General features: G+C 58.1%; 20 protein-coding genes. 18 read left to right on the top strand and 2 right to left on the bottom strand.

All coding sequences use genetic code 11. The features are described 5' to 3' along the window. Positions 1-115: 115 nt before the first annotated feature. Both GQ39_RS00250 and map read right to left on the bottom strand, forming a co-directional pair. Positions 116-2,818 carry a [protein-PII] uridylyltransferase gene (locus tag GQ39_RS00250; protein ID WP_047526296.1) on the bottom strand — a complete coding sequence of 901 codons (2,703 nt, stop codon included), beginning with the start codon at positions 2,816-2,818 and terminating at the stop codon, positions 116-118. Positions 2,819-2,863: 45 nt separating this feature from the next. Further along, positions 2,864-3,646 (bottom strand): type I methionyl aminopeptidase, encoded by a 783-nt coding sequence (gene map, locus GQ39_RS00255; protein WP_047526297.1) that lies wholly within the window; start codon positions 3,644-3,646, stop codon positions 2,864-2,866. A gap of 371 nt (positions 3,647-4,017) precedes the next feature. On the opposite strand from map, the gene rpsB reads away from it, so the two are divergent. The 18 genes from rpsB (at position 4,018) to tilS (ending at position 24,799) form a co-directional block, all read left to right on the top strand. Next, positions 4,018-4,755: a 30S ribosomal protein S2 gene (gene rpsB / locus GQ39_RS00260; RefSeq protein WP_047526298.1), complete on the top strand. Its 738-nt coding sequence runs from the start codon at positions 4,018-4,020 to the stop codon at positions 4,753-4,755. A 191-nt stretch (positions 4,756-4,946) separates the two neighbouring features. Further along, complete coding sequence (gene tsf, locus GQ39_RS00265) at positions 4,947-5,813, top strand: translation elongation factor Ts (protein ID WP_047526300.1); 867 nt, start codon at positions 4,947-4,949, stop codon at positions 5,811-5,813. A 210-nt stretch (positions 5,814-6,023) separates the two neighbouring features. Next, positions 6,024-6,767 carry a UMP kinase gene (gene pyrH / locus GQ39_RS00270; RefSeq protein WP_003222124.1) on the top strand — a complete coding sequence of 248 codons (744 nt, stop codon included), beginning with the start codon at positions 6,024-6,026 and terminating at the stop codon, positions 6,765-6,767. Then, positions 6,764-7,321 carry a ribosome recycling factor gene (frr, locus tag GQ39_RS00275; protein ID WP_008000041.1) on the top strand — a complete coding sequence of 186 codons (558 nt, stop codon included), beginning with the start codon at positions 6,764-6,766 and terminating at the stop codon, positions 7,319-7,321. Before pyrH ends, frr begins: the two co-directional genes overlap by 4 nt. Positions 7,322-7,334: 13 nt before the next feature. Then, a complete protein-coding gene (uppS, locus tag GQ39_RS00280) occupies positions 7,335-8,090 on the top strand; it encodes a polyprenyl diphosphate synthase (RefSeq protein WP_047526310.1) in 756 nt (251 codons plus the stop codon). Beyond that, positions 8,090-8,896, top strand: coding sequence for a phosphatidate cytidylyltransferase (locus GQ39_RS00285; protein WP_047526313.1), 807 nt, complete (start codon positions 8,090-8,092; stop codon positions 8,894-8,896). The genes uppS and GQ39_RS00285 overlap by 1 nt, the downstream gene beginning before the upstream one ends. Then, on the top strand, positions 8,893-10,083 hold the full coding sequence (gene ispC, locus GQ39_RS00290) for a 1-deoxy-D-xylulose-5-phosphate reductoisomerase (protein WP_047526314.1): 1,191 nt from the start codon (positions 8,893-8,895) through the stop codon (positions 10,081-10,083). Before GQ39_RS00285 ends, ispC begins: the two co-directional genes overlap by 4 nt. Positions 10,084-10,135: 52 nt before the next feature. Next, positions 10,136-11,488 carry a sigma E protease regulator RseP gene (gene rseP / locus GQ39_RS00295; RefSeq protein WP_047526316.1) on the top strand — a complete coding sequence of 451 codons (1,353 nt, stop codon included), beginning with the start codon at positions 10,136-10,138 and terminating at the stop codon, positions 11,486-11,488. 72 nt (positions 11,489-11,560) lie between these two features. After that, positions 11,561-13,939 (top strand): outer membrane protein assembly factor BamA, encoded by a 2,379-nt coding sequence (bamA, locus tag GQ39_RS00300; RefSeq protein ID WP_047526317.1) that lies wholly within the window; start codon positions 11,561-11,563, stop codon positions 13,937-13,939. Between the two features lie 45 nt (positions 13,940-13,984). Further along, positions 13,985-14,488 (top strand): OmpH family outer membrane protein, encoded by a 504-nt coding sequence (locus GQ39_RS00305; protein WP_007990260.1) that lies wholly within the window; start codon positions 13,985-13,987, stop codon positions 14,486-14,488. A 3-nt stretch (positions 14,489-14,491) separates the two neighbouring features. Next, on the top strand, positions 14,492-15,547 hold the full coding sequence (gene lpxD / locus GQ39_RS00310; protein WP_047526320.1) for a UDP-3-O-(3-hydroxymyristoyl)glucosamine N-acyltransferase: 1,056 nt from the start codon (positions 14,492-14,494) through the stop codon (positions 15,545-15,547). A gap of 108 nt (positions 15,548-15,655) precedes the next feature. Continuing rightward, a complete protein-coding gene (gene fabZ, locus GQ39_RS00315) occupies positions 15,656-16,096 on the top strand; it encodes a 3-hydroxyacyl-ACP dehydratase FabZ (RefSeq protein ID WP_007940511.1) in 441 nt (146 codons plus the stop codon). Next, positions 16,093-16,869 carry an acyl-ACP--UDP-N-acetylglucosamine O-acyltransferase gene (gene lpxA / locus GQ39_RS00320; protein WP_047526326.1) on the top strand — a complete coding sequence of 259 codons (777 nt, stop codon included), beginning with the start codon at positions 16,093-16,095 and terminating at the stop codon, positions 16,867-16,869. The genes fabZ and lpxA overlap by 4 nt, the downstream gene beginning before the upstream one ends. A gap of 2 nt (positions 16,870-16,871) precedes the next feature. Beyond that, a complete protein-coding gene (lpxB, locus tag GQ39_RS00325) occupies positions 16,872-18,002 on the top strand; it encodes a lipid-A-disaccharide synthase (RefSeq protein WP_047526327.1) in 1,131 nt (376 codons plus the stop codon). Positions 18,003-18,013: 11 nt separating this feature from the next. Then, the gene (gene rnhB / locus GQ39_RS00330; RefSeq protein ID WP_047526329.1) at positions 18,014-18,640 is read left to right on the top strand and encodes a ribonuclease HII; all 627 of its coding nucleotides are present in this window, start codon (positions 18,014-18,016) and stop codon (positions 18,638-18,640) included. Positions 18,641-18,724: 84 nt separating this feature from the next. Further along, positions 18,725-22,246: a DNA polymerase III subunit alpha gene (gene dnaE, locus GQ39_RS00335; protein WP_047526330.1), complete on the top strand. Its 3,522-nt coding sequence runs from the start codon at positions 18,725-18,727 to the stop codon at positions 22,244-22,246. A 139-nt stretch (positions 22,247-22,385) separates the two neighbouring features. After that, positions 22,386-23,333, top strand: coding sequence for an acetyl-CoA carboxylase carboxyltransferase subunit alpha (locus GQ39_RS00340; RefSeq protein WP_047526331.1), 948 nt, complete (start codon positions 22,386-22,388; stop codon positions 23,331-23,333). 137 nt (positions 23,334-23,470) lie between these two features. Then, positions 23,471-24,799 (top strand): tRNA lysidine(34) synthetase TilS, encoded by a 1,329-nt coding sequence (gene tilS, locus GQ39_RS00345; RefSeq protein WP_047526332.1) that lies wholly within the window; start codon positions 23,471-23,473, stop codon positions 24,797-24,799. Positions 24,800-24,906: the final 107 nt, after the last annotated feature.

Consider the following 24,906-nt stretch of genomic DNA (forward strand, 5'->3'; position numbering starts at 1 on the left):
TGCCAGCGATGGGCGTTAACGATGACGCGTTTCTACAGGATAAACGCGACGCCTTTTGTCCATCGCTGGCAAGCCAGCTCCTACAGGGGCGGGCTCCATTCGGGAAATTTGTTATTCAAATGCTGATACGCGACAGTTTGATATCGGGTTCCTGATTGACGCTCAACTGCTCGACGATTGCATCCTGTAAACGGCTGCACAGCTGCGGATCGGACAAGGGCTGGTTGTGGGCGTCGGTGATGAAGAAGACGTCTTCCACCCGTTCGCCCAGGGTCGCAATCTTGGCGTTTTGCAGCGACAGGTCGAACTCCAGGAAGATCGTACCGATTCGCGCCAGCAGGCCGGGGCGGTCGGGCGCGGTCAGTTCAAGTACGGTGACCGGGCGCTGTGCATCGTTATGGATCGTGACCTGCGGCGCGAAGGCAAAATGCTTGAGCTGGCGCGGTACCCGGCGCTGGATGATGGTCGGGTAGTCGGCCGGGTTTCGCAGGGCTTCGGTCAGGCCTTCGCGGATCTCCTTGACCCGTGTCGGATTATCGCCGATCGAGTCGCCATCCGCGTCGAGCACAATGTAGGTGTCGAGGGTGAACTGGCTGCTGGAGGTGATGACCCGGGCGTCATGGATGTTCAGGTTGAGCTGGTCCATCGCGGCCACGGTCACGGCGAAGAAGTCGTGCTGGTCGGGTGCGTAGATGAAGATTTGCGTGCCACCCTCGAACTCGCGCTGAGTGGTCTCCTTGATCAGCACCAGTGGCCCGCCATCGGCTGGCTGCTGGAGGATCGCATCGCTGTGCCAGGCCACGTCGCCAGCGGTGTGGCGCAGGAAATAGTCATCGCCTAATTGCGCCCACAATTGCTCGACGTCGTCCGGATCGGTGCCGCCGCGCACCAGAATATCCAGGGCGGCGCTCTGGGTCTGGCGGATCTGCTCCTCGCGATCGACCGGGTTTTCCAGGCCGCGACGAAGGGCGCGCTTGGTTTCCGTGTAAAGCTGGCGCAGGAGGCTGGCGCGCCAGGAGTTCCACAGCGTCGGGTTGGTGGCGTTGATGTCGGCGACGGTCAGCACGTACAGGTAGTCGAGGCGGGTTTCGTCACCGACGATCTGTGCGAAATCGTGGATCACCTGCGGGTCGGACAAGTCCTTGCGCTGGGCGGTGGTCGACATCACCAGATGATTCTGCACCAGCCAGACGATCAGGCGACTGTCCCACAGGGGGAGTTGGTGGCGCTGGCAAAAAGCTTCGGCATCCACGGCGCCGATATCCGAGTGATCGCCATGCCGGCCCTTGCCGATGTCGTGGTACAGCCCGGCCAGGTAGATCAGCTCGGGTTTGGGCAGTTTGCCCATGAGCTTGCTGGCCAGCGGGAATTTTTCCGACACTTGCGTGTATTGCAACTTACGCAGGTGTTTGATCAGGTTCAACGTGTGGGCGTCGACCGTATAAATATGAAACAGGTCGTGTTGCATCTGCCCGACGATGAAGCCGAATTCCGGCAGATAACGCCCGAGGATGCCGTAACGGTTCATCCGTCGCAGGTTGCGATGGATGCCGATCTTGCACTTGAACAACTCGATGAACAGGCTGGTGTTGCGAATGTCGTTGCGGAAATCGTCGTCGATCAGGTGACGGTTTTCGCGCAGCAGACGAATGGTGTCGGCGCGCACGCCCTTGATTTCCGGCTGCTGGGCCATCAGCACGAAGATCTCCAGCATGGCAAACGGGGTGCGACGGAACACGTTGTCGTTGCGCGCCTCGATGTAGCCATCGTGGAGCTGGAATCGCGAGTTGATCGGCTGCGGCGGCGCTTGATCATCCGGTGCGAGGATGACCTCCTCGAAGTGCTGGATGATCAGGTCGCTGAGCTGGGCAATGCTCATCACCACCCGGTAATACTGCTGCATGAAGTTTTCGATGGCTTGCTTGGCATCGTCGCCTTCGAACCCCAGCAGCTTGGCAATGGTGCGCTGGTGATCGAACAGCAGGCGGTCTTCCGAGCGGCCGGCGAGCATGTGCAGGGCGTAACGCACCTTCCACAGGAATTCCTGGGAAGACGCCAGCAGGGCGTTTTCGCTCTCGACCAGGAAGCCTTCGCCGGCCAGTGCGCGCAGGTTCAGGGTGCCGTACTCGCGACGAGCCACCCACAGAATCGTCTGAATATCCCGCAGTCCGCCCGGCGAGCCTTTGACGTTGGGTTCCAGGTTGTATTCGGTGTCGTTGTACTTGTGGTGACGGGCCTTCTGTTCGGCCCGCTTGGCCAGGAAGAAATCCTTGCTCGGCCACATGTGTGCGGTGCTGGTGACGTCGAGCATGCGTTGGCGCAAGCGCTCGGGGCCGGCGATGGTGCGGCTTTCCATCAGGTTGGTGATGATCGTCAGGTCGGCGCGGGCCTCCTGGGCACATTCGTCGACCGAGCGAACGCTCTGACCGACTTCCAGGCCGATGTCCCACAGCAGCGTCAGAAAACGCTCGATGGAGTCACGGAAAATTTCATGATCGGCGCTGTCCAGCAGGATCAGCAGATCGATGTCGGAGTAGGGGTGCAATTCGCCCCGACCATAGCCGCCGACTGCAACCAGTGCGATGTCGGCGTCTTCACTCCAGTCGAACTGTTCCCAGGCCTTTTGCAGGATGTTATCGACGAACCAGGCACGATCCTCGATCAACCGGCGAATGTCCCGGCCGCTGCGAAAGCGCCCGTCGAGCACCTCGCGGGCCTGGCGGATCGCCTTCTTGAAAGCCGCGATCGGGCTTGCCTTCAGGGCCAGTTCAGCCTGGAACTGGCCGCGATCGAAGAGTTCTGGATCCACCTGCGGCATCGATTGGCTTTCCTTTCTGTAAGGCTGGGAATGGAGCGGGGCGGATCAGGCCGAAACGCGCGGGATGGTGTCATCGCTGCGCAAGGTAAAGATCTCGTAACCGGTCTCGGTCACCAGCAGCGTGTGTTCCCACTGTGCCGACAGCTTGCGATCCTTGGTGATCGCGGTCCAGCCGTCACCCAGGACCTTGGTGTCAGCCTTGCCCTGGTTGATCATCGGCTCGATGGTGAAGGTCATGCCGGCTTGCAGTTCCATGCCGGTGCCCGCGCGGCCGTAGTGCAGGATCTGTGGCTCTTCGTGGAAAACTTTACCGATGCCGTGACCACAGAATTCGCGAACCACCGAGAAACCGTTCTTTTCAGCGTGTTTCTGGATGATTTCACCGATGTCGCCGAGGCGGCAACCGGGCTTGACGATTTCAATCGCCTTGTACATGCATTCCTGGGTCACTTGTGACAGACGCTCGGCCCAGACCGGCACGGTGCCGACGTGGAACATGCGGCTGGTGTCGCCGTGGTAGCCGTCCTTGATAACGGTGACATCGATGTTCAGGGTGTCGCCATCCTTCAGCGGCTTGTCGTTCGGGATGCCGTGGCAGACCACGTGGTTGATCGATGTGCAAATCGACTTCGGGTAGCCCTTGTAGTTGAGCGGGGCAGGGATGGCTTTCTGCTCGTTGACAATATAGTCGTGGCAGATCTGGTTCAGTTGATCGGTGGTCACACCCGGCTTGACGTATTCGGCAATCATTTCCAGCACATCGGCGGCCAGTTTGCCGGCGACGCGCATTTTTGCGATGTCCTCGGGGGTTTTGAGGGTGACGGTCATACAGGCTCTCTCTGCGCTCGATGGCGCTTTCTCAACGAAAAGGGCGTTGCGCAATCGAACTTCGCCGCCCTGAAAAACGCAATTCTAACAGACGATCGGGGCAAATCCGCCGCTCTGTGAATCGCTTCTCTCCATACAATGGTGCATTGTGGGCCGATTCCAAGGGCGGGAACTGTGTGGTCGCCAGGATTTCAGAATCCGGGTTTCGTTTTTTCCTCCCTTGTGATATAAAATGCGCCGCTTTCCGGGGATGCCCCGAAAAGCCTAAATCCACACACGTGTCGACACGATGACCTGGGTGCCTTCAGCTGATGCTGCTGGTTGGTCATTGGGATACGTGGAGGCCAAACCCGACTTATTAAGGAACTATCATGTCCCAAGTCAACATGCGCGATATGCTGAAGGCCGGTGTGCACTTCGGTCACCAGACCCGTTACTGGAACCCGAAAATGGGTAAATACATTTTCGGCGCGCGTAACAAGATCCACATCATCAACCTTGAAAAAACCCTGCCAATGTTCAACGAAGCTCTGACTTTCGTAGAGCGCCTGGCCCAGGGCAAAAACAAGATTCTGTTCGTCGGCACCAAGCGTTCCGCTGGCAAGATCGTTGCTGAAGAAGCAGCACGTTGCGGTTCGCCGTACGTCGATCACCGCTGGTTGGGCGGCATGCTGACCAACTTCAAAACCATCCGTGCTTCCATCAAGCGTCTGCGTGACCTTGAAGTACAAGCCGAAGACGGTACTTTCGCCAAGCTGACCAAGAAAGAAGCGCTGATGCGCTCCCGTGACCTGGAAAAGCTGGATCGTTCCCTGGGTGGTATCAAGGACATGGGCGGTCTGCCAGACGCTCTGTTCGTTATCGACGTTGATCACGAGCGCATCGCGATCACCGAAGCCAACAAGCTGGGCATCCCGGTTATCGGCGTAGTCGATACCAACAGCAGCCCGGAAGGCGTTGACTACATCATCCCAGGCAACGATGACGCAATCCGCGCTATCCAGCTGTACATGGGTTCGATGGCTGACGCTGTTATCCGTGGTCGCAACAACGTTTCTGGCGGCACCGAAGTTTTCGTTGAAGAAGCTCCGGTAGCTGCAGCTGAGTAATTAACGCCCCTGGCGTTGACTCAGTAAGCAAAAAGGGGGCTTGGCCCCCTTTTTGCCACCTCGGAAACCATTTGTTGGCGCCCTCTGCTTCATCTGTAACGTGCGGCAGCTAACAAGGGTGGTTCGGGAAGAATTGAACGCCCGTTCGATCGGGTGGAATGGTTGATAACCTATCCAAGAGGAATTTTGAAATGGCAGAGATTACTGCAGCGTTGGTCAAAGAACTGCGCGAGCGTACTGGCGAAGGCATGATGGACTGCAAAAAGGCCTTGACCAAGGCTGGCGGCGACATCGAAAAAGCCATTGATGACATGCGTGCTTCGGGCGCCATCAAGGCTGCCAAAAAAGCTGGCAACGTTGCCGCTGAAGGCGCAATCGCCATCAAGGCTGACGACAAGTCCGCCGTTCTGCTGGAAGTTAACTCGCAGACCGACTTCCTGGCCCTGCAAGACGACTTCAAGAACTTCGTTGCTGCCAGCGTAGAAAAAGCTTTCGACGAAAAACTGACCGACGCAGCTCCGCTGATCGCCGCTCAGGAATTGGCTCGTGAAGCCCTGGTTGCCAAAGTTGGCGAAAACGTCAACATCCGTCGTCTGGTACGCGTAGAGGGTGACGTTGTCGGCACCTACCTGCACGGTAACAAGATCGGTGTTGCTGTTGTTCTCAAGGGCGGCGATGTACAGCTGGCCAAAGAGATCGCCATGCACGTGGCGGCAAGCAACCCTGAGTTCCTGCTGCCATCGCAGGTTTCGCCAGAGGCCATCGAGCGCGAGAAGGGTGTTTTCATGACCCTGAACGAAGACAAGATGAAAGGCAAACCAGCAGAAATCGTCGAGAAGATGATCGCTGGCCGTATCACCAAGTTCCTGGCCGAAGCCAGCCTGGTCGAGCAAGCTTTCGTCATGAACCCGGAAATCACCGTTGGTGCCCTGGCCAAGAAAGCTGGCGCAGAAATCGTTTCCTTCACCTACTTCAAGGTCGGCGAAGGCATCGAGAAGCCAGTTGACAACTTCGCTGAAGAAGTTGCTGCTCAGGTTGCGGCTGCTTCCAAGCAATAAGACGGTTTTTTAACTGTCGCCCTGAAGAGGCTGCCCGCTCACGCGCGCAGCCTCTTTTCAGATGGGGCACCAATTTTTAATTGGTTTCCTTTTGGAACTGACTTACAAAGCCATGTTCCGATGGCGCTGAAGCAGCGCCAAGCTAGAGTGAACGCCAGCTGAAAACAGCTCGCAAAGAATTTTTAAAATACGCCGCAGGAGAGATTCGCAATGGCTCAGCAGGGCAGTGGTTATCAGGCTCGCTATAAACGCATTCTACTCAAGCTTAGCGGCGAGGCCCTGATGGGCTCGGAAGAGTTCGGGATCGATCCGAAAGTTCTGGATCGCATGGCGCTGGAAGTTGGCCAACTGGTCGGCATCGGTGTTCAGGTCGGTCTGGTGATCGGCGGCGGTAATCTGTTCCGTGGCGAAGCGCTGAGCAAGGCTGGGATGGATCGGGTCACTGGCGACCACATGGGCATGCTGGCCACTGTGATGAACGCCTTGGCGATGCGCGATGCGCTCGAACGTGCCAATATCTCGGCCATTGTGATGTCGGCCATTTCCATGGTTGGCGTGACCGATCACTATGATCGCCGCAAGGCCATGCGTCACCTGAACTCCAAGGATGTCGTGATTTTCGCAGCCGGTACCGGCAACCCGTTCTTTACCACGGATTCGGCAGCCTGCCTGCGTGCAATTGAAATCGATGCCGATGTCGTGCTTAAGGCGACCAAGGTCGATGGCGTCTACACCGCTGACCCATTCAAAGACCCGCATGCCGAGAAGTTCGATCATCTGACCTACGATGAAGTACTGGATCGCAAGCTGGGCGTGATGGATCTGACGGCCATTTGCCTGTGCCGCGACCACAAGATGCCGTTGCGCGTATTTAACATGAACAAGCCCGGCGCCCTGCTGAACATCGTGCACGGTGGCGCTGAAGGGACCCTGATCGAGGAAGGCCAACAATGATCAACGAAATCAAGAAAGACGCTCAAGAGCGCATGCAGAAATCCGTGGAATCGCTGGCGCACAACTTCGGTCGTATTCGTACCGGCCAGGCGCATCCAAGCATTCTGGAAGGTGTCATGGTGCCGTATTACGGCTCCGACACGCCGATCAAGCAAGTTGCGAACATCACTGTCAAAGACGCTCGCACCCTGCAAGTCGTTGCCTTCGAGCGCAATATGCTGGGTGCTGTGGACAAGGCGATCGGTAGCGCTGGTCTGAACCTCAATCCGACCAACCTCGGTGAGTTGCTGCTGATTTCCATGCCTGCCCTGACTGAGGAAACCCGTAAGGGCTTCACCAAACAGGCTCGCGATGTTGCTGAAGACGCCCGTGTTGCGGTGCGCAACATCCGTCGTGACGCGAACAGCCAGCTCAAGGATCTGGTCAAGGAAAAGGAAATCAGTGAAGACGAAGAGCGTCGCGCCACTGGCGAAATCGACGATCTGACCAAAAAGTTCGTGGCTAAAATCGATGCGGATTTGGCGCAGAAAGAAAAAGACCTGATGGCCGTATAAGGGTCACGTTTTCATGGAAAAGACCAAGCAGATTGCACCGCCTGCGGTGCCGCGCCATGTCGCGATCATCATGGATGGTAATAATCGCTGGGCGAAAAAACGCTTTATGCCGGGTATCGCCGGGCATAAAGCGGGTGTGGATGCGGTTCGTGCGGTCATCGAGGTGTGCGCCGAGGCGGGGGTCGAAGTACTGACCTTGTTCGCGTTTTCCAGTGAGAACTGGCAGCGCCCGGCCGATGAGGTCAGTGCCTTGATGGATCTGTTCTTCAAGGCATTGCGTCGTGAGGCCAAGCGCCTCAACGACAACAACATCAGCTTGCGCATCATTGGCGACCGTTCGCGTTTCCACCCGGAGCTTCAGGCTGCGATGCGTGAAGCCGAGAATATGACCGCAGGCGCCAATCGCTTCGTTCTGCAGATCGCCGCCAATTACGGCGGTCAGTGGGATATCGCGCAGGCGGCGCAGCGCCTGGCTCGGGAAGTTCAGGCGGGGCACCTGCGACCCGAAGACATCACCCCGGAATTACTGCAAACCTGTCTGGCTACCGGTGATCTGCCGTTACCGGACTTGTGCATCCGTACCGGTGGCGAACACCGCATCAGCAATTTTTTGCTGTGGCAGCTGGCCTATGCCGAATTGTACTTCTCCGACCTGTTCTGGCCGGACTTCAAACACGACGCCATGCGTAACGCGCTGGCCGATTTCGCATCTCGCCAGCGTCGCTTCGGTAAAACGAGCGAGCAGGTCGAGGCTGGAGCCCGGGTTTAATGCTCAAACAACGAATCATCACCGCGCTGATCCTGCTGCCGATTGCCCTGTGCGGTTTCTTCCTTCTCGAGGGGTCTGCCTTCGCGCTGTTCATCGGATTGGTAGTGACCCTGGGGGGCTGGGAGTGGGCTCGCCTGGCGGGTTTCAATGAGCAGTCGATGCGCGTTGCTTATGCCGCAGCCGTCGCGCTGATGCTGTTTGTCATGCACCTGTTGCCGGGGCTCGCGCCCTGGATACTGGGGGCTTCGGTGCTCTGGTGGGGCATTGCGACCTATCTGGTGCTGACGTATCCACGCTCCAGCGATCACTGGGCCAGTGCGGCCTGCAAGCTGGTGATCGGACTGCTGATTCTGCTGCCGGCCTGGCAAGGCCTGGTCCTTATCAAGCAGGAGCCCCTGGGGAACTGGTTGATCATGGCGGTGATGGTGCTGGTCTGGGGGGCTGATATCGGCGCGTATTTTTCCGGTCGGGCGTTCGGCAAGCGCAAGCTGGCTCCGCTAGTCAGCCCGGGCAAAAGTTGGGAAGGCGTTTACGGTGGTTTGGCGCTGAGCCTGATCATCACTGTTCTGGTCGGGTTTTTCCGTGACTGGACGGTTGCCGAGCTGTTCAAGGGGCTGATCGGCGCGGCGTTGATCGTGTTTATTTCAGTCGTGGGCGACCTTACCGAAAGCATGTTCAAGCGCCAGTCAGGGATCAAGGACAGCAGTAATCTACTGCCGGGACACGGCGGCGTACTGGATCGGATCGACAGTCTGACCGCCGCGATCCCTGTATTTGCCGTACTGTTGTGGATGGCTGCACCGTGAGCCGCCCACAGCAGATTACCGTGTTGGGGGCGACGGGTTCGATCGGTCTGAGCACCCTTGATGTCATCGCTCGCCATCCTGCGCGCTACCAAGCTTACGCCTTGAGCGGCTTCACACGATTGAGTGAGCTGCTGGCACTGTGCGTGCGTCATACTCCGCGATTCGCTGTAGTGCCTGAAGCGGCGGCTGCTCGAGTGTTGCAGGATGATCTGCGTGCGGCAGGTCTTTCGACCCGGGTTTTGGTGGGGGAGGAAGGTCTGTGTCAGGTCGCCGCCGACCCGGAAGTCGATGCGGTCATGGCGGCCATTGTCGGTGCGGCGGGTTTGCGTCCGACCTTGGCTGCAGTCGAGGCTGGCAAAAAAATCCTCTTGGCCAACAAGGAAGCACTGGTAATGTCCGGTGCGTTGTTCATGCAGGCTGTGCGCAAAAGTGGCTCGGTGTTACTGCCGATCGATAGTGAGCACAACGCGATTTTCCAGTGCATGCCGCAGGATTTTGCCCGAGGTCTGGGGGCGGTCGGTGTGCGTCGGATTCTGCTGACGGCATCGGGTGGCCCGTTCCGGCAGACACCCATGGCTGAGCTGGCACATGTTACCCCCGAGCAGGCCTGTGCTCATCCGAATTGGTCCATGGGGCGCAAGATTTCGGTCGACTCGGCCAGCATGATGAATAAAGGGCTCGAACTGATCGAGGCCTGCTGGCTGTTCGATGCCAAGCCTTCCCAGGTCGAAGTGGTGATTCACCCGCAGAGCGTCATTCATTCGCTAGTCGACTATATCGATGGCTCGGTGTTGGCTCAATTGGGTAACCCTGACATGCGCACGCCAATCGCCCATGCGCTTGCCTGGCCGGAACGGATCGATTCGGGCGTGGCGCCGCTCGATCTGTTTGCCATCGCGCGTCTGGACTTCCAGGCGCCCGATGAGGAGCGTTTTCCTTGCCTGCGCCTGGCCCGCCTGGCGGCCGAGGCAGGCAACAGTGCACCGGCCATGTTGAATGCGGCCAATGAGGTCGCGGTTGCGGCCTTTCTCGACGGACGGGTTCGCTACCCGGAAATCGCGAGTATCATCGAGGAAACCTTGAATCTCGAGCCTGTGGTAGCAGTGGATGATCTCGCGGCAGTGTTCACGGCAGACGCGAAGGCGCGTGTGCTGGCCGAACGATGGTTGAGTCGTCACGGACGATAAGTGTGCAATGCGTTGGCCCATGCAGCAGCGGATAGGAATGCGGAGAAAATAGATGAGCGCGCTCTATATGATTGTCGGCACCCTGGTAGCTTTGGGCGTGCTGGTTACCTTCCACGAGTTCGGCCATTTCTGGGTCGCGCGTCGCTGTGGGGTCAAAGTGCTGCGCTTCTCCGTTGGCTTCGGAATGCCACTGCTGCGCTGGCACGACAAAAAAGGTACTGAGTTCGTTTTGGCTGCCATCCCGCTGGGTGGCTACGTCAAGATGCTTGACGAGCGTGAAGGCGAAGTCCCTGTCGATCAACTCGACCAATCCTTCAATCGAAAATCCGTCCGTCAGCGTATTGCCATCGTAGCGGCTGGGCCGATTGCCAACTTCCTGTTGGCCCTGGTGTTTTTCTGGGTGCTGGCCATGCTCGGCAGCGAGCAGGTGCGCCCGGTCATCGGGGCTGTAGAGTCTGGCAGTATCGCCGCCAAGGCCGGTTTGAACCCGGGTCAGGAAATTGTTTCCATCGACGGTGAGCCGACTTCCGGTTGGGCGGCGGTGAATTTGCAGTTGGTCCGTCGACTCGGGGAAAGCGGTTCCCTGCAAGTGTTGGTTCGTGAACAAGGCTCCACGGTCGATTCTCCGCGTGAGCTGGCCCTTGATAAATGGCTCAAGGGGGCTGATGAGCCGGATCCGATTCGATCGCTGGGTATCCGTCCCTGGCGTCCGGCGTTGCCGCCGGTCCTGGCTGAACTTGATCCAAAGGGCCCGGCGCAGGCTGCTGGCCTGAAAACCGGTGACCGACTGCTGGCGCTGGACAGCAAGGCGCTGGATGACTGGCAGCAAGTGGTCGACACCGTTCGTATGCATCCTGATACCAAAATCATGCTGCGGGTCGAGCGCGAGGGTGCTCAAATCGACGTCCCTGTGACACTGGCTGCGCGTGGCGACAGGAAGGCACCGAGCGGTTACCTGGGGGCTGGGGTCAAGCCTGTCGACTGGCCGCCGGAGATGATTCGGGAGGTCAGTTACGGTCCGGTGGCCGCGATTGGGGAGGGGGCGCGGCGTACTTGGACCATGAGCCTGCTGACCCTGGATTCGCTGAAGAAAATGTTGTTCGGCGAGCTCTCGGTAAAAAACTTGAGTGGACCGATAACCATTGCTAAAGTGGCGGGCGCTTCGGCCCAGTCGGGTGTTGCTGATTTCCTGAATTTCCTTGCTTATCTGAGTATTAGCCTGGGAGTTCTGAATTTGCTGCCCATTCCTGTGCTGGATGGGGGGCATTTGTTGTTTTATCTGATTGAGTGGGCGCGTGGTCGTCCCTTGTCGGATCGGGTGCAAGGTTGGGGGATACAGATCGGTATCAGTTTGGTGGTCGGAGTGATGTTGCTTGCTCTGGTCAATGATCTGGGTCGTCTGTAACGTCGCTGAATTGCGAATCTGCCGCATTTTGCGGCAGTTTGTTTATTGCCAGTTGGAATAAGAAAGGACTTCATGAAACGTCTGCTGCTAACTGCGGTTCTCACCGTATTGATGATCGCCGAAGTTCACGCCGAGTCCTTCACTATCTCTGATATTCGCGTCAATGGCCTCCAGCGGGTCTCCGCGGGTAGCGTCTTTGGTGCTTTGCCGTTGAACGTCGGTGAACAGGCGGATGATCATCGCCTGGTGGAATCCACTCGTGCGTTGTTCAAAACCGGTTTCTTTCAAGATATCCAGCTGGGCCGCGATGGCAACGTCCTGGTTATTACTGTAGTCGAGCGTCCTTCGGTCGCCAGTATCGAGATCGAAGGTAACAAGGCGATTTCCACTGAGGACCTGATGAAGGGCCTCAAGCAGTCCGGTCTGGCCGAAGGCGAGATCTTCCAGCGTGCGACCCTTGAAGGTGTACGTAACGAGCTGCAGCGCCAGTACGTCGCTCAGGGTCGCTACTCCGCCACCGTCGACACCGAAGTGGTACCTCAACCGCGCAACCGCGTCGGTTTGAAGGTCAACATCAACGAAGGCACCGTGGCGGCTATCCAGCACATCAACGTGGTGGGCAACACGGTCTTCCCGGATGAAGACCTGATCGACCTGTTCGAACTCAAGACAACCAACTGGTTGTCGTTCTTCAAGAACGACGACAAGTATGCTCGTGAAAAACTGTCCGGTGACCTGGAGCGTCTGCGTTCCTACTACCTGGACCGTGGCTATATCAACATGGATATCGCTTCGACCCAGGTGTCCATCACTCCGGACAAAAAGCACGTCTATATCACCGTCAACATCAACGAAGGCGACAAGTACACCGTTCGCGACGTCAAGTTGAGCGGTGACCTGAAGGTTCCAGAGGATCAGGTCAAGTCCCTGCTCCTGGTGCAGAAAGGCCAGGTGTTCTCGCGCAAGCTGATGACCACGACGTCCGAGCTGATCACCCGTCGTCTGGGTAACGAGGGTTACACCTTCGCCAACGTCAACGGCGTACCGCAGCCTCATGATGAAGACCACACCGTAGACATCACCTTCGCTGTGGATCCGGGCAAGCGTGCTTACGTCAACCGCATCAACTTCCGTGGCAACACCAAGTCCGAGGACGAAGTGCTGCGCCGTGAAATGCGCCAGATGGAAGGCGGTTGGGCGTCGACTTACCTGATCGACCAATCCAAGACACGTCTGGAGCGACTGGGCTTCTTCAAGGAAGTCAACGTTGAGACGCCGGCCGTACCTGGCGTCGATGACCAGGTGGATGTGAACTACAGCGTTGAAGAACAAGCGTCCGGTTCGATTACCGCCAGCGTCGGTTTTGCCCAGAGTGCCGGTTTGATCCTTGGTGGTTCGATTACCCAGAACAACTTCCTGGGTACGGGTAACAAGGTCAGCATCGGCTTGACTCGCAGCCAATATCAAAGTCGCTATAACTTCGGTTATGTCGACCCGTACTGGACCGCTGATGGTGTGAGCCTGGGTTACAACGCCTTCTATCGCACCACCGACTACAAAGACCTTGATGTCAACGTAGCCAGCTACGCCGTTGACAGCCTGGGAGCGGGCGTCAGCGTCGGTTATCCAATCAGCGAGACGTCGCGTCTGACCTTCGGATTGACTGCGCAACAAGACAAGATCAAGACGGGTCTTTACACCGTCGACGAAATTTTCGACTTCGTTAACCAGCAAGGTGATCAGTATCTGAACTTCAAGGCCTCGGCCGGTTGGTCCGAGTCCACATTGAACAAAGGCGTACTGGCGACCCGTGGTCATTCCCAAAGCCTGACTGCGGAAGCGACAACCCCGGGCAGCGATTTGTCGTTCTTTAAACTGGATTACCGCGGTCAATTGTTCCAGCCGTTGTCTGAAAACTACACCATGCGCCTGCACACCGAACTGGGTTATGGCGATGGTTATGGTTCCACTGATGGCTTGCCGTTCTATGAAAACTACTATGCTGGTGGTTTCAACTCGGTTCGTGGCTTCAAGGACAGCACTTTGGGGCCTCGCAGTACCCCGAGCCGGGGCGTGAACCCGGGAACAGCAGTCGATCCAGACCAGGATCCATTGCCGTTTGGTGGTAACGTCCTGATTCAGGGTGGTGTAGAACTTCTGTTCCCGTTGCCGTTCGTGAAAGACCAGCGTTCGTTGCGTACCTCGGTATTCTGGGATGTGGGTAACGTGTTCGATTCGACCTGCAAGCAGAGCACCAATGCCGATGGCTCGAAGTCCAACACTCAATGTAACGACGTCAGCCTGAGCAATATGGCCAGTTCTGTGGGTGTTGGTGTGACTTGGGTGACCGCCCTTGGTCCGTTGAGCTTCGCGTTAGCGATGCCAGTTAAAAAGCCGGACAGCAATGCCGAGACTCAAGTGTTCCAATTCTCCCTCGGCCAGACGTTCTAAGCGTCTGACCCAAGATAACGACAATGGATTTTGTAGGAGTGCATCGTGCGTAAGTTGACTCAATTGGTTCTCCTGGCTTCCGTACTGGTAGCAGGCCCGGCTTTTGCCGACATGAAAATCGCCGTTCTGAACTATCAGATGGCCCTGCTGGAATCCGATGCGGCCAAGAAGTACGCCGTGGATGCCGAGAAAAAATTCGGTCCTCAACTGACCAAGCTCAAGACACTGGAAAGCAGTGCCAAGGGTATTCAGGATCGTCTGATGGCCGGTGGCGACAAAATGCAGCAAGGCGAGCGTGAGCGTCTGGAGCTTGAATTCAAGCAAAAGGCTCGTGACTTCCAGTTCCAGTCCAAGGAACTGAACGAAGCCAAAGCCGTTGCCGACCGTGAAATGCTGAAACAGCTCAAGCCGAAACTGGACAGCGCTGTGGAAGAAGTCATCAAGAAAGGTGCTTTTGACCTGGTCTTCGAGCGTGGCGCAGTGATTGATGTCAAGCCTCAGTACGACATCACGCGCCAGGTTATCGAGCGCATGAATCAGCTGAAGTAATCCATGACTGCGACTATCAAACTCGGCCAACTGGCCGAGTTCCTCGGTGCCACATTACGTGGCGACGCGGAGAAGGCAATTACTGGGCTAGCCACCTTGCAGGAGGCTGGCCCAACTCAGTTGAGCTTTCTCGCAAATCCCCAATACCGTAAATACCTGGCAGGCAGCCAGGCTGCAGCCTTGTTGCTGAAAGCCTCTGATGCTGAGGGGTTTGTCGGTAATGTGTTGGTGGTGCCTGATCCATACGCTGCCTACGCGCGCATTTCTCACCTGTTCGATCCCAAACCCAAGGCGGCGGCCGGTATTCATCCGACCGCAGTCATTGCGGCGGACGCGGTGGTCGATCCGGCGGCGAGTATCGGAGCGTTTGTAGTCATCGAGAGCGGTGCGCAAGTTGCCGCGGGGACTACCGTTGGCGCGCACTGTTTCATCGGTGCTCGTAGCGTCATTGGCGAAGGTGGCTGGCTCGCTCCGCGTGTCACGCTGTATCACGACGTGCGCATCGGCAAACGAGTGGTCATCCAGTCGGGTGCCGTACTCGGTGGCGAAGGCTTTGGTTTTGCCAACGAAAAGGGTATCTGGCAGAAAATTGCCCAGATCGGTGGCGTTCTGGTCGGTGACGACGTGGAAATTGGCGTGAATACTGCCATCGACCGCGGCGCGCTCGCCGATACCATCATCGGTAATGGCGTTAAGCTCGACAACCAGATTCAGATCGCCCACAACGTCCAGATTGGTGATCACACGGCCATGGCCGCGTGCGTGGGAATTTCCGGCAGCACCAAGATCGGCAAGCATTGCATGCTCGCCGGTGGCGTAGGGCTGGTGGGACATATCGATATTTGCGACAACGTTTTCATTACCGGGATGACCATGGTGACTCACTCGATCACCGAGTCAGGTTCCTATTCTTCCGGTACGGCAATGCAGCCAGCGGCCGAGTGGCGCAAAAGCGCGGCCCGTATCCGTCAGCTCGATGACATCGCACGGCGTTTGCGACAGCTGGAAAAGCAAGTAGGGGAAGTGACCCCTGACGGTAATGCTTCTTCAGATGGCTGATACCATTTCCATATCAAATGTGCGCAGCCGCTAGACTGTGTCCTTGATTTGCTAGAGGAGTGCGCGTAAGTCGCGCGCTCCCAATCTTTACATAGGCTTCCCCCCGAAATGATGGACATCAACGAGATTCGCGAATACCTGCCTCACCGTTACCCGTTCCTGCTGGTGGACCGGGTCGTGGATCTGGATGTGGAAGGCAAGCGCATTCGCGCCTACAAGAATGTCAGCATCAACGAACCTTTCTTCAATGGTCACTTTCCGGCGCATCCGATCATGCCGGGCGTACTGATCATCGAAGCGATGGCTCAGGCTGCCGGGATCCTTGGTTTCAAGATGCTCGACGTGAAACCGGCCGATGGCACCCTTTATTACTTCGTCGGTTCCGACAAGCTACGCTTCCGCCAGCCGGTGTTGCCGGGTGATCAGTTGATTCTTGAAGCCAAGTTCATCAGCTGCAAGCGTCAGATCTGGAAGTTCGAGTGCCAGGCTTCGGTCGACGGCAAGCCAGTCTGCTCAGCTGAAATCATCTGCGCGGAACGTAAACTATGAGTTTGATTGACCCTCGCGCAATCATCGATCCGACGGCCGTCCTGGCTGACGGTGTCGAGGTCGGGCCGTGGTCGATCATCGGCGCAGGTGTGGAGATCGGCGAGGGGACGGTTATCGGGCCGCATGTGATTCTTAAGGGCCCAACCCGAATCGGTAAGCACAACCGCATCTATCAGTTCTCCTCGGTAGGTGAAGACACGCCTGATCTGAAGTACAAGGGCGAAGAAACTCGCCTGGTGATCGGTGACCACAATGTCATTCGCGAAGGCGTGACCATTCACCGTGGAACCATTCAGGATCGTTCGGAAACCACCCTGGGCGATCACAACCTGATCATGGCCTATGCCCACATCGGTCACGACAGCGTCATCGGAAACCACTGCATTCTGGTCAACAACACCGCACTTGCCGGTCATGTGCACGTTGAAGACTGGGCGATCCTGTCCGGGTTCACCCTGGTTCACCAGTATTGCCACATTGGTGCCCACAGCTTTTCCGGCATGGGGACCGCCATCGGCAAGGACGTTCCCGCGTTCGTTACGGTGTTCGGCAATCCGGCCGAAGCCCGTAGCATGAACTTCGAAGGCATGCGCCGTCGCGGTTTCAGCGAAGATGCGATCCACGCCCTGCGTCGTGCCTACAAGGTGGTCTATCGCCAGGGCTTGACGGTTGAGCAAGCACTCGCCGAACTGGCCGAACCTTCGGAGCAATTCCCGGAAGTTGCGGTGTTCCGTGACTCCATCCAGTCTTCGACGCGCGGCATCACCCGCTAATCATGGCCAATCTGCGTATTGCGCTGGTGGCGGGTGAGGCTTCCGGTGACATTCTGGGCGCGGGGCTGATGCGTGCGCTCAGGGCTCAACACCCGGCAATCGAATTCATCGGTGTCGGTGGTCCGCTGATGCAGGCTGAAGGTTTGACCTCATACTTCCCGATGGAGCGCCTGTCGGTCATGGGCCTGGTGGAGGTCCTTGGCCGATTGCGCGAATTGCTGGCACGTCGCAAGAAACTGGTCGCAGACCTGATTGCCGCAAAGCCGGACGTGTTCATCGGAATCGATGCCCCGGATTTCAATCTCAATATCGAACTCAAGCTGCGTCAGGCCGGGATCAAGACCGTGCATTACGTCAGTCCGTCGGTCTGGGCTTGGCGACAGAAGCGTGTGCTGAAGATTCGTGAAGGTTGCGACCTGATGCTGACGCTGTTTCCGTTTGAAGCAAAGTTCTATGAAGAGAAGGGCGTGCCAGTGCGGTTTGTCGGGCACACCCTGGCCGATGCCATTCCGCTCGAGGCCGACCGTGCCGCAGCGCGGGCCGAGCTTGGATTGCCTGACGGGCCGTTGGTCGCGCTGATGCCCGGCAGTCGCGGCGGCGAAGTAGGCCGTCTGGGTGCATTGTTTCTCGACACGGCCCAGCGCCTGCGGGCACTGCGTCCTGGCGTGCGGTTTGTCTTGCCGTGTGCCAACCCGCAGCGTCGCGCGCAGCTTGAAGAGCTGTTGGTCGGCCGCGATCTGCCGCTGACCTTGCTCGATGGCAAGTCCCACCTGGCCTTGGCCGCGTGTAACGCAGTGCTGATCGCGTCCGGAACGGCAACGCTTGAAGCCCTGTTGTACAAACGCCCAATGGTGGTCGCTTATCGCTTGGCGCCGCTGACGTTCTGGATTCTCAAGCGGATGGTGAAAAGCCCCTACGTCTCCTTGCCGAACCTGCTGGCCCAGCGACTGCTGGTGCCCGAGTTGCTGCAAGACGATGCAACGGTCGAAGCGCTGGCCCAGACCCTGTCGCCGCTGATCGAGGGTGGGGAAGAGCAAACTCGCGGCTTTGACGAAATCCACCGTACCTTGCGTCTGGATGCCTCTAATCAGGCGGCGGATGCGGTGCTGAATTTGATCGGCCAAGCACAATGAGTAAAACAAGCATGCAGATGGGGCTGGATTTCACCTTGGTCGCTGAAGTGGAAGAGTTGGTTGCCGGCGTCGACGAGGTCGGTCGCGGCCCGCTCTGTGGCGCCGTGGTGACTGCGGCTGTGATCCTTGATCCGAACCGTCCGATTCTCGGCTTGAATGACTCGAAGAAGCTCACCGAAGCTCGCCGGGAAAAACTCTACGATGAAATCTGCGAGAAAGCCCTGAGCTGGTGCATCGCCCGCGCGGAAGTCGAAGAGATCGACGAGCTGAACATACTCCATGCCACCATGCTGGCCATGCAGCGCGCGGTAGCAGGGCTGCATATACAGCCGAAACTCGCGATGATCGACGGTAATCGTTGCCCAAAATTGCCGATGCGCGCCGAAGCGGTGGTGCAGGGTGATGGCAAGGTGCCGGCCATCGCGGCTGCATCGATTCTGGCCAAGGTCAGTCGTGACCGTGAAATGGCTGCGTTCGAATTGATTTATCCCGGCTACGGCATTGGCGGGCATAAAGGTTACCCGACGCCAGTCCATCTTGAAGCGCTCGCTCGTCTGGGGCCGACCCCGATCCATCGGCGCTCGTTTGCCCCGGTGCGCCTGGCGTATGAGGCGCGGGAACGCCTGATCGAGAGTTAGCGGCAAGGCTGATTTTTTTTGCCAAGGCCCGGTACAATCCGGGCCTTGTTGTCTTCACGTTTCTAGTTTCTAGACAGGATCACTATGCCGGCTTCATTCGTTCATCTACGCCTGCACACTGAATATTCCCTGGTCGACGGTCTGGTGCGGATCAAGCCGCTGGTCAAGACCCTGGTCGGCATGAACATGCCTGCCGTTGCGGTCACCGATCAGAACAACATGTGTTCCCTGGTCAAATTCTATAAAGCCGCCATGGGCGCGGGAATCAAGCCGATCTGTGGCGCCGACCTGTGGTTGTCGAACAAGGATCCGGACAATCCGCTGAGCCGGATCAGCCTGCTGGTGATGAACGCCGAAGGTTATCGCAACCTCACCGAGCTGATTTCCCGCGGCTTTATCGACGGCCAGCGCAACGGTTCGATCATCATCGAGCGCGAGTGGGTCGCTGAAGCCAGCGCAGGCTTGATCATGCTGTCGGCGGCGAAAGAAGGCGAGATCGGCCAGGCGATGCTCAGTGGCAACCCGGACGAAGCCGAAACCTTGGCGCGCGAATGGATGGAGGTGTTCCCGGACCGCTTCTATCTGGAAATCCAGCGTACCAATCGCCCCAACGACGAAGAGCAACTGCACGGTGCCGTGGCGCTGGCCGAGAAAATCGGTGCGCCGCTGGTGGCGACCAACGATGTGCGCTTCATCAAGCAGGAAGACTTCGCCGCCCACGAAACTCGCGTTTGCATCGGTGAGGGCCGCGCGCTGGACGATCCGCGGCGTTCGAAGAATTACAGCGATCAGCAGTACCTTAAAAGCGCCGAGGAAATGGCCGAGCTGTTCAGCGATATTCCCGAAGCGCTGGAAAACACGGTCGAGATCGCCAAACGCTGCAACATCGAAGTCAAGCTGGGCACGCACTTCCTGCCCAACTTCCCGATTCCCGATGGCATGACCATCGACGAGTATTTCCGCAAAGTCTCGTTCGATGGCCTTGAGGAGCGTCTCGCGGTCCTGCTGCCCAAGGACACCACTGAAGACTACGAGGCCAAGCGTCAGGTCTATGTCGACCGGCTGAATTTCGAGCTGGATATCATCATCCAGATGGGATTCCCCGGTTATTTCCTGATCGTGATGGACTTTATCCAATGGGCCAAGAACAACGGTGTGCCGGTGGGGCCAGGCCGTGGATCGGGTGCCGGATCGCTGGTGGCTTATGTACAGAAGATCACCGACCTCGACCCGCTGGAATATGACCTGCTGTTCGAACGTTTCCTTAACCCGGAACGGGTCTCCATGCCCGACTTCGACGTCGACTTCTGCATGGACGGGCGCGATCGGGTGATCGACTATGTGGCCGAAAAATACGGCCGCAACGCGGTAAGCCAGATCATCACCTTCGGTTCGATGGCGGCAAAGGCGGTGGTGCGTGACGTGGCGCGGGTGCAGGGCAAGTCTTATGGCCTGGCGGATCGTCTGTCGAAGATGATTCCGTTCGAAGTCGGCATGACCCTGGAAAAGGCCTACGAACAGGAAGAAATTCTGCGTGACTTCATCAAGGTCGATGAAGAAGCCGCTGAAATCTGGGAGATGGCCCGCAAGCTCGAAGGCGTTGTGCGTAACGTCGGCAAGCACGCCGGTGGTGTGGTGATCGCTCCGACCAAATTGACCGATTTCTCGCCGATCTATTGCGATGAAGCGGGCGATGGCCTGGTGACCCAGTTCGACAAGGACGACGTTGAAGCCGCCGGGCTGGTGAAGTTCGACTTCCTGGGCCTGCGGACCTTGACGATCATCGACTGGGCCCTGAAAACCATCAACCGCGACCGCGCCAAGGTCAACGAGCCGCCGCTGGATATCGCGTTTATCCCGCTGGACGACAAGCCGACCTACACGCTGCTGCAAAAAGCCGAAACCACGGCGGTGTTCCAGCTCGAATCCCGTGGCATGAAAGAGCTGATCAAGAAGCTCAAGCCCGACTGCCTGGAAGACTTGATCGCACTGGTGGCCCTGTTCCGTCCTGGCCCGCTGCAATCGGGCATGGTGGACGACTTCATCAACCGTAAACACGGTCGTGCCGAACTGGCATACCCGCACTCGGATTACCAGTACGAAGGGCTCAAGCCCGTATTGGCGCCGACTTACGGCATCATCCTGTATCAGGAACAGGTGATGCAGATTGCCCAGGTCATGGCCGGCTACACCCTCGGCGGTGCAGACATGCTGCGTCGGGCGATGGGTAAGAAAAAGCCCGAAGAAATGGCCAAGCAGCGTGGCGGCTTCATTGAAGGTTGCGCCACCAACAATATCGATGCCGACCTCGCCGGTAACATCTTCGACCTGGTGGAAAAATTCGCCGGTTACGGCTTCAACAAATCCCACTCCGCGGCTTATGGTCTGGTCTCGTACCAGACGGCATGGCTCAAAACGCACTACCCGGCGCCGTTCATGGCGGCGGTGCTTTCGGCGGATATGCACAACACCGACAAGGTCGTGACCTTGATCGAGGAAGTGCGCACGATGAAGCTGCGCCTCGACGCACCGGATGTGAACACTTCAGAGTTCAAGTTCACGGTGAACGACGAAGGCCGGATCATTTACGGATTGGGCGCGATCAAGGGCGTGGGCGAGGGGCCGGTCGAAGCGATCACCGAAGCGCGCCTGGAGGGGCCGTTCAAGGATCTGTTCGATTTCTGCGCCCGGGTCGACCTCAAGCGCATCAACAAACGCACCCTCGACGGCTTGATCCGCAGCGGAGCGCTGGATCGTCTTGGCCCGTACTTCCACGATGAGCCGAAGGCTTATCAAGCCAATATCGACCGTAACCGTGCCGTCCTGCTGACCGCGATGGAAGAGGCGATCAAGGCTGCCGAGCAGACTGCCCGTACCCACGACAGTGGCCATGCCGACCTGTTTGGCGGTCTGTTCGTCGAAGAAGATGCCGATGTTTACGCCAACCATCGCAGAGCCAAGGAGCTGACCCTCAAGGAGCGGTTGAAAGGGGAAAAAGATACCCTGGGCCTGTACCTGACCGGTCACCCGATCGACGAATACGAAGGTGAAATACGCCGTTTCGCCCGTCAGCGCATCATCGATCTCAAGCCTGCGCGCGATACCCAGACGGTCGCCGGCATGATCATCGCCCTACGGGTGATGAAGAACAAAAAGGGCGACAAAATGGGGTTCATCACCCTTGATGACCGTTCCGGGCGGATCGAGGCATCGTTGTTTGCCGATGCGTTCCATTCCGCGCAATCGCTGTTGCAGACTGATGCAATGGTGGTAGTCGAAGGCGAAGTCAGCAACGATGATTTCTCCGGCGGCCTGAGGTTGCGGGTGAAGCGGGTGATGAGCATGGAAGATGCGCGTACCAACCTGGCTGAGAGCCTGCGCCTGAAGTTGCACGCCAAAGATTTGAAAGGTGATCAGCTACGCTGGCTGGGTGAGCTGCTCAAGCGCCACCGTGGTGCGTGCCCGATCACCATGGACTACACCAGTCCCGATGCGAAAGCCTTGCTGCAGTTCGGTGAAGGCTGGCGAATCGATCCGGCGGATGCGTTGATTCAAGCCCTGCGTGACCAGTTCGGGCGAGACAACGTCTTCCTCCAATACCGTTGACGGTCAGTGCTGTTGGATGGCCCTGGCCTTGACCTGAATTTTTAATCTCGACCTGAACGCGCCTGTCCCTTAAGGTAGGGCGCGAATAGACAACCGGCCGGCCCAAGCTCTCTTGGACGTCGACCCAAGACGGACGCCTATGAACCCGAATTTTCTAGATTTCGAACAGCCGATCGCCGACCTGCAAGCCAAGATCGAAGAGTTGCGCTTGGTCGGTAATGACAATTCGCTGAATATCGGCGATGAGATCTCCCGCCTGCAGGACAAAAGCAGCACGCTGACCGAAGATATCTTCGGCAAGCTGACCAGCTGGCAGATCGCGCGTCTGGCGCGTCACCCGCGTCGCCCTTACACCCTGGACTACATCGAACACATCTTCACCGAGTTCGATGAGTTGCACGGTGACCGCCACTTCTCCGACGACGCCGCCATCGTAGGCGGTATCGCCCGCCTGGATGACCAGCCAGTGATGGTGATCGGTCACCAGAAAGGCCGCGAAGTGCGCGAAAAGGTTCGCCGCAACTTCGGCATGCCGCGTCCGGAAGGCTACCGCAAGGCCTGCCGCCTGATGGAAATGGCCGAACGCTTCAAGATGCCGATCCTGACCTTCATCGACACGCCGGGCGCTTACCCTGGCATCGACGCTGAAGAGCGCAACCAGAGCGAAGCCATTGCCTGGAACCTGCGGGTCATGGCTCGCCTGAAAACCCCAATCATCGCCACCGTGATCGGTGAAGGTGGTTCCGGTGGTGCTTTGGCGATCGGCGTTTGCGATCATTTGAACATGCTGCAGTACTCGACCTATGCGGTGATCTCTCCGGAAGGTTGCGCTTCGATTCTGTGGAAAACCGCCGAGAAAGCACCGGACGCCGCTGAAGCCATGGGTATCACCGCCGAGCGCCTGAAAGGCCTGGGCATCGTGGACAAAGTGATCAGCGAGCCTTTGGGCGGTGCGCACCGTGATCCAGCGGCGGCAGCTGCAAATATCCGTGCCGAGCTGAGCTCGCAACTGGGGATGCTGAAGAAGCTCGACCACAAGGCGCTGCTGGCCCGTCGTTACGAGCGTCTGATGAGCTACGGTCTCTGATCTGACCGCGCTGTTCGCTCTACCCTGTGGGGGCGAGCCAGCTCGCGATGGGGCTTAACATTCGACCAATCCGTCGCCTGTTATACCGCTATCGCGAGCAAGCTCGCTCCCACATTTGATTTGTGTGAATGAAGGATATGAGCCAGTCCAATAGTGATCTGCCAACCAGACTTCTCCTGAATCTCGCGCCCTGGCGCAACGCCAAAACCTGGCGCATCGCCTTCTCCGGGGGGCTTGACTCCACTGTCCTGCTGCACCTTCTCGCAACACTCGCGAAAACCGAATCCCTGCCGCCATTAAGTGCCATTCATGTTCATCATGGTCTTCAGGCTGTGGCTGAAGCCTGGCCGGACCATTGTCGGTCGTTGTGCGCGGCGCTGGGCGTACCGTTGCGGGTTGTCCGTGTGCAAGTGCAGCCCGGCGCCAGTCTTGAGCGTGCGGCCCGGGATGCCCGTTATGGCGCGTTCGTCGAGGTTACCGGGGTCAACGACGTTCTGTTGACCGGTCAGCATCGTGATGATCAGGCCGAAACCCTGCTTTTCCGTTTGTTGCGTGGGGCCGGGGTGCGAGGTCTGTCGGGAATGCCTCGCCAGCGTCGGCTGGGTAACGGCTATCTGTTGCGGCCCCTGCTGGAGGCGACTCGCGCCGATCTGGAAGCCTATGCGGCCAAGCATCAATTGAGCTGGATCGAGGATCCTTCCAACCAGGATCGACATTTCTCGCGCAATTACCTGCGTCATCAAGTGTTCCCCGCATTGACCGCGCGGTGGCCGCAGGCCGCCGCGACCATGGCCCGCAGCGCTGCGCATCTGAGCGAGGCGCAGGGATTGCTCGACGACCTGGCACAAATGGATCTGCTCGACGCCAGCACGGACAGTCCTTTCAAGTGGCTCAAGTTGCCATCGCTGGAGTTGGCAGCACTGCAGAAACTCTCCGCCGCGCGTCAACGCAATGCGCTTGGCCATTGGCTCGAGTCGCTGACAGGGCTACCGGACACCGACCATTGGTCGGGTTGGCAAGATTTACGCGATGCGGCGGGTGATGCCCGTCCGGTCTGGCGGTTGGCCGATGGCGAATTGCATCGGTCTGGCGGCCGCATCTGGTGGCTGACCGGCCACTGGTTGCGCGCTTGCCCCGCTGTCGGGGCATGGCTGGACCCAGCGTCTCCTCTGGCCTTGCCCGAAAATGGAGTGCTGAAAATCACCGGGGCAATCCCGGAGGGTCCGCTGCATATCCGCTATCGTGAAGGTGGAGAAGTGATGGATTTGCCAGGTCGGGGGCATCGCGATCTGAAGCGTTTGCTTAACGAATGCGCTGTACCGTTGTTCGTGCGCGGCAGATTGCCGCTGCTGTTCAAAGGTCAGCAATTGCTGGCGGTAGCGAACCTGCCGGGGCTCGATGGCGCGGCGGCGGGAAGCTGGAATTTACATTGGCAGCCGCCTGACGAGGATCAAGGTTTGAGATGAAAGGGGCTTTCCGGTAGACTACGCTCCCTTCTTGATACAACTTCTGTGGATTCGCCTGAATTGCAGGAGTTGCCGATTACCAAGCAGTCTTTGCTGGGCGATTCCAA

It is taken from the genome of Pseudomonas sp. 11/12A, assembly GCF_000800055.1.
Classification (GTDB): domain Bacteria; phylum Pseudomonadota; class Gammaproteobacteria; order Pseudomonadales; family Pseudomonadaceae; genus Aquipseudomonas; species Aquipseudomonas mohnii.

What these genes read in the sequence shown, in the direction of transcription:
- GQ39_RS00250 (WP_047526296.1), bottom strand. Translation starts at nt 2,818, where the DNA reads ATGCCGCAGGTGGATCCAGAACTCTTCGATCGCGGCCAGTTCCAGGCT.
- map (WP_047526297.1), bottom strand. Translation starts at nt 3,646, where the DNA reads ATGACCGTCACCCTCAAAACCCCCGAGGACATCGCAAAAATGCGCGTC.
- rpsB (WP_047526298.1), top strand. Translation starts at nt 4,018, where the DNA reads ATGTCCCAAGTCAACATGCGCGATATGCTGAAGGCCGGTGTGCACTTC.
- tsf (WP_047526300.1), top strand. Translation starts at nt 4,947, where the DNA reads ATGGCAGAGATTACTGCAGCGTTGGTCAAAGAACTGCGCGAGCGTACT.
- pyrH (WP_003222124.1), top strand. Translation starts at nt 6,024, where the DNA reads ATGGCTCAGCAGGGCAGTGGTTATCAGGCTCGCTATAAACGCATTCTA.
- frr (WP_008000041.1), top strand. Translation starts at nt 6,764, where the DNA reads ATGATCAACGAAATCAAGAAAGACGCTCAAGAGCGCATGCAGAAATCC.
- uppS (WP_047526310.1), top strand. Translation starts at nt 7,335, where the DNA reads ATGGAAAAGACCAAGCAGATTGCACCGCCTGCGGTGCCGCGCCATGTC.
- GQ39_RS00285 (WP_047526313.1), top strand. Translation starts at nt 8,090, where the DNA reads ATGCTCAAACAACGAATCATCACCGCGCTGATCCTGCTGCCGATTGCC.
- rseP (WP_047526316.1), top strand. Translation starts at nt 10,136, where the DNA reads ATGAGCGCGCTCTATATGATTGTCGGCACCCTGGTAGCTTTGGGCGTG.
- bamA (WP_047526317.1), top strand. Translation starts at nt 11,561, where the DNA reads ATGAAACGTCTGCTGCTAACTGCGGTTCTCACCGTATTGATGATCGCC.
- lpxD (WP_047526320.1), top strand. Translation starts at nt 14,492, where the DNA reads ATGACTGCGACTATCAAACTCGGCCAACTGGCCGAGTTCCTCGGTGCC.
- fabZ (WP_007940511.1), top strand. Translation starts at nt 15,656, where the DNA reads ATGATGGACATCAACGAGATTCGCGAATACCTGCCTCACCGTTACCCG.
- lpxA (WP_047526326.1), top strand. Translation starts at nt 16,093, where the DNA reads ATGAGTTTGATTGACCCTCGCGCAATCATCGATCCGACGGCCGTCCTG.
- lpxB (WP_047526327.1), top strand. Translation starts at nt 16,872, where the DNA reads ATGGCCAATCTGCGTATTGCGCTGGTGGCGGGTGAGGCTTCCGGTGAC.
- rnhB (WP_047526329.1), top strand. Translation starts at nt 18,014, where the DNA reads ATGCAGATGGGGCTGGATTTCACCTTGGTCGCTGAAGTGGAAGAGTTG.
- dnaE (WP_047526330.1), top strand. Translation starts at nt 18,725, where the DNA reads ATGCCGGCTTCATTCGTTCATCTACGCCTGCACACTGAATATTCCCTG.
- GQ39_RS00340 (WP_047526331.1), top strand. Translation starts at nt 22,386, where the DNA reads ATGAACCCGAATTTTCTAGATTTCGAACAGCCGATCGCCGACCTGCAA.
- tilS (WP_047526332.1), top strand. Translation starts at nt 23,471, where the DNA reads ATGAGCCAGTCCAATAGTGATCTGCCAACCAGACTTCTCCTGAATCTC.